At 54.4% G+C, this 12,312-nt stretch carries 6 protein-coding genes and 2 pseudogenes; 5 read left to right on the plus strand and 3 right to left on the minus strand.

Annotated features, from left to right (window positions below; translation table 11 throughout):
* The first annotated feature begins 66 nt into the window (after positions 1-66).
* On the plus strand, positions 67-1,635 hold the full coding sequence (locus tag Q666_RS43620; RefSeq protein ID WP_286133760.1) for an extracellular solute-binding protein: 1,569 nt from the start codon (positions 67-69) through the stop codon (positions 1,633-1,635).
* Positions 1,636-1,712: 77 nt separating this feature from the next.
* Positions 1,713-4,058: a DUF4962 domain-containing protein gene (locus Q666_RS43625; RefSeq protein WP_022999818.1), complete on the plus strand. Its 2,346-nt coding sequence runs from the start codon at positions 1,713-1,715 to the stop codon at positions 4,056-4,058.
* A gap of 158 nt (positions 4,059-4,216) precedes the next feature.
* On the opposite strand, the gene Q666_RS43630 is transcribed toward Q666_RS43625, so the two are convergent.
* Positions 4,217-5,140: a LysR family transcriptional regulator gene (locus Q666_RS43630; protein WP_022999819.1), complete on the minus strand. Its 924-nt coding sequence runs from the start codon at positions 5,138-5,140 to the stop codon at positions 4,217-4,219.
* A gap of 189 nt (positions 5,141-5,329) precedes the next feature.
* On the opposite strand from Q666_RS43630, the pseudogene Q666_RS43635 reads away from it, so the two are divergent.
* The 3 genes and pseudogenes from Q666_RS43635 (at position 5,330) to Q666_RS43645 (ending at position 11,333) form a co-directional block, all read left to right on the plus strand.
* Positions 5,330-6,995: pseudogene (locus tag Q666_RS43635) on the plus strand (GMC family oxidoreductase N-terminal domain-containing protein).
* Positions 6,996-7,023: 28 nt separating this feature from the next.
* Positions 7,024-9,534 (plus strand): CoA transferase, encoded by a 2,511-nt coding sequence (locus tag Q666_RS43640; protein ID WP_022999820.1) that lies wholly within the window; start codon positions 7,024-7,026, stop codon positions 9,532-9,534.
* A 152-nt stretch (positions 9,535-9,686) separates the two neighbouring features.
* Positions 9,687-11,333, plus strand: a complete 1,647-nt coding sequence (locus Q666_RS43645; RefSeq protein WP_031268919.1) for a BCCT family transporter — start codon at positions 9,687-9,689, stop codon at positions 11,331-11,333.
* Positions 11,334-11,407: 74 nt separating this feature from the next.
* On the opposite strand, the gene Q666_RS65480 is transcribed toward Q666_RS43645, so the two are convergent.
* Positions 11,408-11,566 carry an NAD-binding protein gene (locus Q666_RS65480; RefSeq protein ID WP_152533315.1) on the minus strand — a complete coding sequence of 53 codons (159 nt, stop codon included), beginning with the start codon at positions 11,564-11,566 and terminating at the stop codon, positions 11,408-11,410.
* A 178-nt stretch (positions 11,567-11,744) separates the two neighbouring features.
* A pseudogene (gene dgoD / locus Q666_RS43650) lies at positions 11,745-12,303 on the minus strand (galactonate dehydratase); the annotation flags it as partial.
* Positions 12,304-12,312: the final 9 nt, after the last annotated feature.

The following is a 12,312-nucleotide window of genomic DNA, read 5'->3' on the forward strand; positions in this document are numbered from 1 at the left end:
GTCGGGATGCCCGGCTGCGGCGCCCGACCAGACAACAGGCTGTCATATGCTACAGGAGGAGAAGATATGACACTCAGAACTCTGTTAATGGGCTCTCTCGCCGCGACAGCACTGGCCATCGGCAATATGGCAGGCCCCGCCAATGCCGAGCCGATTGTCGACGAACCGCTCGAACTCGACATCTTCATGCATTTTCGTGACAAATATGGCTGGAACAGTGACTGGCCTGTCGCCAAGAAAGTCGCGGAGACGACCGGGATCACGCTCAAAGGCACGGCGCCCGTCAATGCCGGCAACACTCGAGAACTGTTCAATCTGATGATCGCATCCGGGGATATGCCGGATATTGTCGGTGCGGAATTCAGTGGTGCGGGCGTCAAGGAAGCCTTTGATCAATATGGTATGGAAGGCGCGTTCCTACCGCTCAACGAGCTCATCGCCGAACATGCGCCGGACATTCAGAAGGTTCTCGACGAAAACCCGATCATTCGTTCCGCGATCTCCGCCCCTGACGGAAACATCTACTATATCCCTTATCTGCCAGATGGCGATGTCGGCCGTGTTTGGTTCGTTCGCCAGGACTGGCTCGACAAGCTGGGTCTGGAACAGCCGAAAACGGTCGAAGAACTCTATGATGTCCTGGTTGCGTTTCGTGACCGGGACCCGAATGGCAACGGCAAGGCCGACGAGATTCCCTATTTTAACAGGCATTCCGAAGAAGCTATTCGCCTTGTCAATCTTTGGGGCGCCCGGTCAACGGGGTCCGACAGCTACCACCAGTTCGCTGTAATCGACGGGGAGGTTTTCCATCCCTACGCGCATGAAGATTTCAAGACCGGCATCACCAACGTTGCCAAGTGGTATAAGGAAGGCTTGATTGACAAGGAAATCTTCACACGCAAGTCCCGCGCGCGCGATGAGTTGCTCGGTGGCGATCTGGGCGGTGCCACCCATGATTGGGTGGCTTCCACTGCCGGCTACAACGATAAGCTTAAGGAGGAGATCGACGGCTTTTCATTCCTGCCGATTGCCCCGCCTGCCGACGCCGACGGAAGAGTCTGGGAAGAGCATGGCCGGATCAAGGTCAAACCCTCTGGATGGGCCATCGGTTACACGAACGAGCATCCGGTGGAGACGATCAAGTTGTTCAATTTCTACTTCACCGAAGAAGGCCAGCGGATCGCCAATTTCGGTGTAGAAGGCCTGACCTATGACATGGTCGACGGAAGGCCGGTGTTCAAGGACAGCGTGCTCAACGGTGCGGGATCCGTCGTTTCGCAAATGTGGGAGATCGGTGCACAGATACCGATCGGCTTTCCCCAGGACTACGAATACGAACGTCAGTGGACCAATGAGACTGCGCTCAAGGGCATCGAATTGTACACCGATGGCGGCTTCGTCGTTGACCAATTTCCGGGCATCGCCATGAACAGCGATGAAAAGGCAATCTATGACAAGGCCTGGCCCAATATTCTCTCCTACATGCAGGAGAGCTATGAACGCTGGATTTTGGGGGCCGGCGATATTCAGGAAGAGTGGGAGGACTATCAGGCTCAACTTGAGCGTCTTGGGTATCCAGACGTTGTTGCAGCGCTTCAGACTGCCTATCAGCGGCAGTATGGCAAAAACCAGTAGATTTTGTCTTAGACATGCGGTGGATGCCTCGTCGTCCACCGTCGTAAACCCGTATAACTTAAAGGTTTGAGGAAGACATGGCTGTCAACAAGAAGAAAAGCCAGCAGAAGCAAATTGGCAGCCACTCCCTGCTTCAGCCCGAGGAAAACCTGCTCACCGTGCGCTATGCGCCGGCCCCTGGTCAGATTGTCAGGGAAAACCCGCCAAGATTTCAATGGATCCCGCCGCAGATCGGACGCCACGTCTATGATCTCGAACTCCGGCCACTTGCCGCAGATGGTCGTGAGGCAGGCGAACCGGTTTTGTTCAACAAGATCCAGTTCCCCTTTTTCACGCCGGACAGGGCCGTTTCACCCGGCCAATATTCTTGGCGCTACCGAACTTCTGCTAACGGGATTGGCCCCAGCGACTGGAGCACGTGGCGTTCTTTCGAGGTGTGTGCGAGCGCTATCGTGGCCCCGTTTACCTATGATCGCAAAAAAGCAACCGGAATGCGGCCACGCCTCTCCATCGCCGCCGATCGCCACGAGTTGCTGATACCTCGCCTCGATGAATTGCCCGAATGGCAAAAATTCATGGAACGAAGTGTGCGCCCATGGATCTCCAGGGAGATACCCGGTGAGCCGGCACGTTATCCCAACGATGTCCGGACACCGGCGATGTGGCGGCAGTCCTATATTACTTGCCAAGAGGTGTTCTACGGTATTCGCAATCTCTCCCTGGCCGGGGTGCTGCTGCGTGAGCGGGAACTGATCGACCGCGCTCGGGATTGGCTGCTTTCGGTCGCAGAGTGGGACACGGAAGGAAGTACATCACGCAGCTACAATGATGAAGCGGCGTTCCGCGTCGCAGCTGCCCTTGCATGGGGCTATGACTGGCTACGCACCGAACTTTCCGCTGAAGATGCTGAAACGGTCCGTCTGTCGCTGACCACTCGGGGACGGCAAGTTGCCAGGCACATCATGCATGCCTCACGCGTCGACACATTTCCATATGATAGCCACGCGGTCAGGGCCGTTTCCGCGGTGCTCGTTCCCGTCGGTTTGGCGTTGGCGGGGGAAGATCCTGAAGGCACGGAATGGCTTGATTTCGCAGCGAACTATCTCGCAGGACCCTACAGTGCCTGGGGAGATCAGTCAGGTGGCTGGGCCGAAGGGATCCACTACTGGACGACAGCCATGTGCTACGCGCTGGAAGCCGCTACCCTTCTACGCAATGCCACCGGCCTTGATCTCTTCAAGAGACCATTCTTTAGAAACACGGGCACCTTCCCGGTGTTTTGCCGACCGGCCTGGACGCGCAGGGCAACCTTTGGCGACGATGCCACATTAGGAGATGCACCAAGTCCGAAGATAGCTCGGAACATGCGTTTGCTGGCAGCCGCCACTGAAAATCCGCGATTTGCGGGCTACGCGAACCAGATCGAAGAACTGTCCGACAGCGATGAAAGCGCATTCTACAATTACGGATGGTGGGATTTAAACTTCGATGACCTGCTCCGTGAGGCGAGTTTTGGTTCACTGGAGGCGGCGCCTATGCCTGCTAATCCCCAGTTGCAAGTGTTTAGGGAAGTGGGCTGGGCTTCCCTACAGAGTCGGATGGACGACCCGGGTCACCAAATTCATTGTGTATTCAAGTCAAGCCCTTTCGGGTCCATCAGCCATTCACATGCGGATCAGAATGCTATTTGCATGTCCGCATTTGGAGAGGACCTTCTAGTTCAAAGCGGGCATTACATTGCTCACAACTCGTCCATGCATCGCAATTGGAGACGCCAGACAATTTCCAAAAATGCACTGCTGATAAATGGAAAGGGGCAATATGCTGGAGACGACAAGTTTCGATCAAGGCAGGCGTCGGGAACTATTCTCGGGTATGGGTCAGAGACCTATCACCAATGGGTCGCAGGGGATGCGAGCGAGGCCTATCGATCCCTGTCACCGGAAATCATACAGGTCGAACGTCAGGTTCATATGGTTTTCGGCGCTGCAATCATTGTAGTCGATTTGGTTACTGCAAGGAGCCCAGTAGTTGTGACTTGGCTTGGGCACAGTTACGGTTCGATCAAGGCGGGGGAGCTATCGTCTACGATAACCGGTCAACAAGCCGATCTTTGCGTGGAGGTCTTGTTTTCCGAGGCACAGATTGCGAGTCTTTCAACAAAAGCAGGTTTTGACAACGTTTCTCGCCAGGAGATCGAAGGACTTGATATATCGAGGCGATTGGAGATCAAGACAAGTTTAGCCCGTCAGCATGTGCTGGCGACAATGCTGACACCTTTGAAAAAAGGCGATGCCCCAAAGGTGTTGAGCTTCGTTGAAGACCAAGGGTTCGGCAAGACGCTCTATTGCATTAGTTCAGAGCAATGTAATCCAGTCAAAATACCTCTGACGTCGCGAAGAAATTGTAGCAATTCGGGGTGAAGTGCTCAGTTACTTTGTGAGTTCAAATAATTCCAAATTTCAGATTGACTCGCTGTGTGTAATGTTTTGATCAGCTTGAACGTCGATCGAACGACCTTCGAGATGGGCGTTCGAATCGTCTTGCTTCTGTGTTGCACGGCGCGATGCGTCTATGACTACTATACGATGGATGCTTCCTGCCATACGCTCTCAATTTGCTCAAAGAGCGCAGTGATCACCGGGTGGTCCTTTCTTTCCTTCAGAGTAAGGATAAGGAGGCAGGCAGGAACACGTAGGCTTTCGCTCATGGCAAGACCATAAGATTGTCTTTGGTGCAGAGCGATCGACTCTCGACAAAGGCTCAAACCAACTCCCGAGCGAACCATTTCAAGCATTGATGCCTCTTGATCTACCAACGCAACGGTATTTTGCACACATCCACGTCCTTCAAAGATTCTAGCTAACAGCCTGTGATGAACTGAGGCCTCTGGTGTACCAATCCAAGGCAGTTTTGCCAGATCTGACCATTCCAAGTTGGCAATTCTTGCTTCCCAGCCGCAAGGCGCTACGACGCGGTAGGTAAAATCTGCTAACCTCCTCATATGAAGAGGTGGTTCCGATGATATGAATTCGAGGTCGTCAGGCGCGGCCAGATAGTAGCCTGCGTCTATCTGACGACGTTTCAGCTTGTCGAGAATTTCTCCACTGACACCATGCACCAGTTCGGCGCGGATATTTGGATGCGCTGTCCCTAGGCCACTAAGCAGTCGGCCAAGGCGAATGAACTCAGGGTCTACGATGGTGCCGATTCTGAGTGTGCCCGAAACCAATCCTATTTGCTTGATTGCGCTTCGGTGGAATTCAGCCATTGCGGCCAATACGAGTTCTGCCTTGGGCAGAACCGTCATGCCCTCGGGAGTCAGGGCCAACCCTCGTGGCGTGCGTTCAAATAGCGTGATCCCGGTGTCCTCGCTCAGTCGTCTGAGCTGATGGGTTACTGCGGGCTGGGTCAGGTTCAGCACCTCCGCCGCGCGCGACACGCTGCCGTCGCGAGCCACTGTAACGAAAGCCAGGATGCTGTTTACGTTTGAGAGTCTTTGCATATTAAAATCTTTAATATCGCCGAGAGAAATTTGTCATTAGCAAAGTTTCCGCCGCCTTTCTAAACGTCGGCAAATGTGCCGCGCTGGGAGGAGCGGGCCGTACTGCCGAGTTCTTGGTCTCAACAAGGACCTTGCTTGCAGGTGGACGGAGCCTTCCTCAGTGCCGTGGGTCAAGAAGGGAGGCGCGCAATGCAGAATTCCGAAACGGATTTCGATTTCATCGTCGTCGGAGGAGGCACAGCGGGGTGCCTGCTGGCCAACCGGCTGAGCGCGGACCCGGACAAACGCGTGCTCTTACTCGAAGCTGGTAAGGCGGACAACTATCCGTGGATCCATATTCCAGTAGGTTATCTGTATTGTATCGGCAACCCGCGCACTGACTGGATGTATAACACCCAGGCTGACAAGGGACTAAACGGCCGTATCCTGCGCTATCCGCGCGGCAAGACCTTGGGTGGCTGTTCCTCCATCAACGGAATGATATACATGCGCGGCCAAGCCCGCGACTATGACAACTGGGCGCGGCTTACCGGCGAAGAAGCATGGAACTGGGACAACTCACTCAACGACTTCAAGGCGCACGAGGATCACTACAAGCTCGATTATGGCTCTAATCCGATATCCGGCAGCAATACTCGTCTTACCGAAATGCATGGACATGGCGGTGAATGGCGGGTTGAAAAACAGCGATTACGCTGGGAGGTGCTGGACAGCTTTGCGGAAGCCGCAGTTCAGGCCGGTATCGAAAAGACTGATGACTTCAATTGTGGAGATAACACCGGTGTTGGCTATTTCGAAGTCAACCAGCGTTCGGGTTGGCGCTGGAATACGTCGAAAGCTTTTCTCAGACCGGCCAAGTTTCGCCGAAACTTGACAGTCTGGACGGAGGCACAAGTTGAAAATCTCACCTTTGTTAAAGGTGACAGGCAATCCCTACGCTGTTCTGGGGTGCGGGTCCATAGAAAAGGTCAAGTTCTGACTGCCACCGCTCGACGCGAAACAGTGCTTTCCGCAGGAGCGATAAACTCTCCGCAAATCCTGCAGCTGTCGGGTATCGGTCCAGCAGGATTGCTGCGATCGCACGGAATTGAGGTGTTACGGGATGCGCCGGGTGGGTGAGAACTTGCAGGACCATCTGCAGATCCGTGCAGTTTATAAGGTGAAGGGAGCACGCACGCTCAACACTTTGGCAGACAGTCTCATAGGCAAAGCGATGATCGGCGCTGAGTATTTGTTCAGACGGTCTGGTCCGATGAGTATGTCACCCAGCCAGCTTGGCGCCTTTACTCGCTCGGATCAGGGCCGAAGTCATGCAAACCTAGAATATCACGTACAGCCGTTGAGTCTTGAAGCATTTGGAGAGCCTTTACACGACTTTCCGGCAATGACTGTCAGCGTATGCAATCTCAATCCGACCAGCCGTGGAAATGTTCGCATACGATCTGCTGATTTCCGTGATGCGCCTTTGATTTCACCCAACTATTTGGCAACGCAAGATGACCGCGTGGTCGCTGCCGACAGCCTCCGGCAAGTTCGCAAGATTATGTCGCAGGCGGCGATGAAGCGCTATTCGCCTGAGGAATTCAAACCCGGCCCGCAGTATGAAAGCGATGAAGACCTCAGCAAACTGGCGGGTGACATTGCAAACACAATCTTTCATCCGGTTGGAACCGTGAAGATGGGGCACAACGAGGATGAAAGCGCCGTACTTGATCCACATTTGCGGCTGAAGGGCGTATCTGGTCTGCGTGTTGTCGATGCCAGCGTCATGCCTGAAATCACCAGTGGCAATACCAATTCACCGACCCTCATGATCGCTGAAAAAGCAGCCGCATGGATCCTTGCAGGTCATTAAGCGCGCACATCAATCAATCGGAGGAAACATGCGCACTTCGTTTTCCAATCTTCCCCTGACCGGGGTCAAGGTCGTTGATTTTGGGCAGTATATCGCGGGGCCTGCCGTAGCGATGCTGCTGGGTGACTTGGGCGCGACCGTTGTGCATATCGACCCACCGGACGGGCCTATGTGGGACAGTCCTGCAAATGCGACACTGATGCGCAACAAGTTGATCGTGAAGCTTGACCTAAAAACCGAAGACGGGCTGAACAAGGCACGAGCGCTCTGCGATGAGGCAGATATCATAGTCGAGAATTTCCGACCTGGTAAACTGTCGAAACTTGGGGTCGACTTTGACGCAATGCGCAAAGCGAGACCCGAGCTTATCACAGTCTCGCTTCCTGGCTTCGCCTCGAACGATCTCGAACGACGCGAACAGCGGGCCTTTGAAAGCGTGGTCGCAGCAAGCTCTGGCGTTTTCACTGACATGGGCCTCAATCGGGTACTAATGGGCCTGAACCCATCTTTTTCTCCTTTGCCGTTGTCATCAGCCTATGCTTCGCAGATCGCTGCCTCCGCAGCGGTTCTGGCGCTGCAATCGCGCCAGGTTACAGGTCTCGGCGATCAGATCGAGGTGCCGTTGGCGGCGGCGGTAATGGAGGGGCTATGCTACAACTCCGTTAAGGTCTCAGACATGCCGGCGCGCTACCTCACTCAACGTGAAATCGAGATAGATCGGCGGCGTATTGAAGGTCTGCCGATGAACGTATCATACGAAGATCTTCAGGAGCTGCTTGATCCGTTTTATCGCAGTTACATGTGCAAGGACGGGCGTATGTTCTACGTGGTCTGCCCGAGCCACAAGCATCATGCGCGGCGCTGTCTTGAAGTACTCGGGCTCTACGAAGAAATGATCGCCGAGGGTCTCACAGAAGAGGAAGACACCTACAAGCCGCAGTCCGAGTGGCATTCTGATACGTCACTTGGCGTCTACCCGATGCCCAAGTTCTGGGCCGACAAGATTGCGGCTCGGATGAAAGAGATCTTCATCACCCGGACCTCACATGAATGGAAACGAATGTTCGGCAGGGCTGGAATACCGGGGGCACCGCAGCGCTGGCTACAGGAGTGGATCAACGACGAATATGCTGAGACTTCGGGACTTATGATAGATGTAAATGATCCCGAATATGGCGAAATGACACAACCCGGCCCTGTCGTTTGGATGGAGGAAAGCGGCGAGGAAGCTTTAAGCCCGAAGCCACGCCGGTGGGTCGATTTTGATGAAGCGCTAAAGGTGCTGCGGAAGCTACGCACTGACATTCCCGATCCTGAAGATGGTGTCGCGCAGGAGGGGTGGTTGTCAGGTGTTCGCGTGCTGGACTTGTGCAATGTGATTGCCGGACCGCATAGCGCCAGCTATCTAGCGCGTTTTGGTGCAGAAGTCATCAAGCTCGACCCAGCGCAGCCATTGTATGACAGCTGGAACACTGTAATCTACGGCCTGACCCAGGGGCGTGGCAAAAAATCCATCCTTGCGGATCTAAAGTCCGAACATGGCCGCAAGGTTTTTGAAGATCTCGTGAAAACCGTCGACGTGATCTTCTGGAATGCGCCTGACACACAGGTTAAACGAATGGGGCTCAACGCGGACAGCCTACGCAAGTTGAATCCCGAGGCAATATTCTGCAAGCTCGACTGCTTCAGTGGAGTTCGGCGTGGCACGCGCACCGATTACATCGGCTATGACGATCTCGTTCAGGCCACGACAGGTATTATGCTTCGCTTTGGCGGAGCGATGGACCGGCCTGAAGAACATGCGCATGTGGGCACTATCGACGTTATGTGCGGCTTTGGTGGCGCCTTGGCCGTCGCAGCGGCGCTTTATCAGAAATATCGCTTCGGGCGGATTGGACGTGGACGTACTTCTCTCAGCGCCAACAGTGGGTTGCTTCAAATCCCGTTCGCCTATGACTTTTCTGGGCGAGGACTCTTTGATGAACCGTCCGGTCCCGAGGTCAATGGGTATGATTCGCTCAGCCGCTTCTATAGTACGGCCTCAGGAGTCTATATCCTGCTCAGTGCTTACGAGGTCGATTTGCCGCGCTTCCGTGGAGTCGAGGGACTGGAAGATCTGCCAGATACTCCCGCAGCCGAACGCGCCGCCTACTTAGCAGGTGCGTTTCAGTTGCATCCAGCGACCGAATGGATAGCGCGTTTGCGGGCAGCAGACATAGGCTGCGCAGTGTGCAACAACATCGACGCTCTGCGTTCGGAGAACATGCGAGAACCTGATGGTACGCCCGGCACCGACCGGGGCAGCTATTCCTTTTCTCATTATCGGGAGCACCCCTGTGGACATGAGGTAATTCAACTGGATCCTTATGCTGTCCGACCTTCGCGGGGTAAAGTCTTTGCGTTGCCCCCGACCGAGAAGTTCGGCACCTCAACAAGGTCCATCCTGACCGATCTGGGATATTCCGAGGCTGCCATCGAGCGCATGCTGAAGTCTGGACAAATCAGCGAGAGCTGGAGCAGCGAGTACTTGCCCAGTTAAGCCAAGTCGGGGCGGTCTCAACCGAGGCCGCCCCAATTCGTGCGGTGACTATACCACCGCATTTCCAAATGGTTCGAGATTGTCCTGTCTAGCTCCACAGCTAGGCAAACGGAGGAGGCTGTCCGAACCTTATCTACCAGAACGGAGGAAACATGGTCGATAAACCCCCTTTGATGGATCTGGAAATCCAGACCGCTGACAACGGTTTTTATTCCGGCTTTGCGAAAAGCGTGGCCATCCCGTCGAAAATCCTGGTCAGCGCATTGATCGTATGGGCGATCACCGTTCCTGAGAACGCAGCAGCCGTTCTCAATGCGCTGAACGGTGCCATGCTGAAGAGTTTTGCGAGCTGGTATATTTGGGTAGTAGCACTGTTTCTTATTGTCTGTTTTGTGCTGGCACTGATACCTGCAACCGGGCGTCAAATATTGGGTTTGCCAGAGGACAAGCCAGAGTTTTCGCGTTTCTCCTGGTTCTCCATGATGTTTGGTGCAGGCATCGGGATCGGAATGCTGACCTTCGCCACCGCAGAGCCTATGTATCACTTTGCCAACAATCCAAATGTGATCATGGGCGAGACGACAGGATCTGACGCAAATAATGTTACGGCTGCCTACGTCTGGTCGTTTTTGCATTGGGGCTTTTCGGCCTGGGCCTGCTACGCGCTAGTAGGCCTATCGCTCGCCTATTTCTCCTATCGTCGTAATTTGCCGTTGACAGTTCGATCGGGACTGACCCCGCTTCTCGGCAAGCGTCTGTCCGGTAGCGTCGGGCATGTTGTTGATATTGTGGCTGTGGTGGCCACAATCCTGGGTGTTGCCCAGACGCTTGGTTTCGGGGTCCAACAGTTCGTGGCTGGGCTTTATCGTGTGGGAATTGGAGACTGGATTGTCACGGCCGATGGCAGCGCCAGTTCGGCCGGCATCGTGGTGGCCTTAGTCGTGATCCTCGGCGCATCAACCCTTTCTGCTTTGTCTGGTGTGGGCAAGGGGATCAAGTGGTTGTCCAACCTGAATATGGGACTGAGTTTCTTTCTGTTGGCGTTCTTCGTACTCTTTGGCTCCACTTTCTTCGGCCTAAGTGCACTTGTTTCTGGCCTGGTTGCCTATGTGATTGAACTCCCCAGCTTGCTAATCACCATCTGGCATGCGGATGGGACAGAGACGGGTGATGCTTTGGCCGCATGGCAAGGCGGATGGTCGGTCTTCTATTGGGCATGGTGGATCGCTTTTGCTCCGTTTGTGGGCGTCTTCCTTGCTCGTATTTCGCGCGGGCGCAGCATCCGAGAATACGTGTTAGGAGCGATCATGATCCCTTCATTGATGTGTTTCGTCTGGTTTACACTCGTTGGAGGTACGGCAATCGACCTGACACTCAACGGTGAGGCCGGAGACGCCATATCTGGAGCGGGTCAGGAGAGCCAATTATTTGTCATGCTCGACCTGATACTCAGCAGCGGCCTTGCCTGGGTGATGGCCGCCATGGTGGTGGTGCTCTTGCTGACATACCTCGTGACCACGGCGGATTCGGCAATACTGATCGTCAACACGATCAATGCTGCCGGAGAGGAAAGCCCCAAAGGAAGGATCCATATCATTTTTTGGGGTGTCGCGCTGAGCTTTGTCGTAGGCGGCCTTTTGCTTGTGGGAGGACTGGACGCCATCAAGACCGCCATGGTGATTGGCGCTTTGCCGTTCAGTTTCGTCATGTTCCTGATGTGCGCGGCTCTGGTAAAAGCGGTGATCAAGGATGCGATCCGTCAACGGAACGGTGTTCAAAGCATTCATGTGAAAGCCTGATTCCGAAAATCAAGCGTGAAGCAGCATTTGCCCTGCTTCACGCTGCCCATCGAGATGAGCAGAGCTGTCCACGCTTAGCCTAGATTGTTGATTTTCAAATTGAACTGAGCAACACGACGTTCTTCGAGATCAATGCCTATTACCTTATTTCCGAACCTTGCCAATTCCAGAGCGACCGTACTGCCAAATACACCCAGGCCAATTACGGCAAATGAGCTACGTTTCTTGACTATATCAACGACCCTTGAGTGACCAAAACGACCGCGAGCTAGTTTTGAGACAAGTTACAGTCAATGCGATGCAGTCGCTCTTCGTGGTCTGACCGCTGTTACACAGGATGTCTTAAGCAAGGCCATCCAATTGAAGGATAGGTTAACGGCAATTTCGCGAAAACGACCAAGGCAAGAGAGGTTACCATTCAGAAAAACTGCCATCTGCATGTCGCCAGACCGGGTTGCGCCAGTTGTGGGGCTCGTTTGCCTTGGACTTTACATAGTCTTCGTTCACCTCGATCCCGAGCCCTGGGCCGGACGGGATTGAAACATAGCCTTCGTCAAACGCGAACACTTCTGGGTTCTCTATGTAGTCGAGAAGGTCATTCGACTTGTTGTAGTGAATCCCCAAGCTCTGTTCCTGGATCACCGCACTGTAGGAAACGGCGTCGACCTGAAGACACGCGGCAAGTGCAATGGGGCCAAGCGGACAGTGGGGTGCAAAGCCTATGTCGAAGGCTTCCGCCATGGCCGCGATTTTCCGGCACTCGGTGATCCCGCCCCCATGGGACAGATCCGGTTGAATGATGTCCACGTAGCCCTCGGTGAGGATCTTCTTGAAATCCCACCTAAGAATATAGCCACTCGCCCAGGGCGATGGGGGTCGCGGTCACAGCCGAGATCTCCCGGAGCGCCTCATGGTTTTCCGACAACACCGGTTCTTCGATGAACATCAGGCGGAGGGGATCGAGTTCTCTGGCCGGATC

This window comes from Labrenzia sp. C1B70 (genome assembly GCF_000475395.1).
Taxonomy (GTDB): Bacteria; Pseudomonadota; Alphaproteobacteria; order Rhizobiales; family Stappiaceae; genus Roseibium; species Roseibium algicola.